The sequence below is a fragment of the Roseibium sp. RKSG952 genome (genome assembly GCF_009711355.1).
Map to the genome: position 1 here is coordinate 1 of NZ_SMMF01000242.1, position 422 is coordinate 422.

Below are 422 nucleotides of genomic sequence, written 5' to 3' on the forward strand. Positions count from 1 at the left end.
AAATAATAATAAAGAGGATAAATCTTCTCGAGATCGGGCGCATTAGGAGGACAAAATCAAATAGAGAATACAGCTCTATCCAATTATTTTTTTCATCCGATTACTATAATGATAGTTTTGATGGCAATGGTTTTAAAAGATTAACAAAAAATGATATAATAGATAATAAAACATACACAGAAATTACAAAATGCAACGGAGACGTAGGATATTCAAGGGAGGCGACAAGCTACTTTTTTTTAGCTAATGCTGATGCAGCTGATGAAGTGGTGAATAATATTAAAGAGTATAAGAACCAGTGCGAGTTGAATAATGAAAAATAGGTGAGCATGTCTATTTACCTCGTCAACTTGGAACGGCTGCGGTTCACTCCCATGAAAGGATTGGAGTGTGTGTACTGAAACAGTATTGACCTGACAGTC

At 35.1% G+C, this 422-nt stretch carries 1 protein-coding gene; it reads left to right on the top strand.

Annotated features, from left to right (window positions below; translation table 11 throughout):
* Positions 1–323: hypothetical protein (locus tag E1297_RS48825; protein WP_196223089.1), on the top strand; the 323-nt coding region annotated here is incomplete at its 5' end.
* Positions 324–422: the final 99 nt, after the last annotated feature.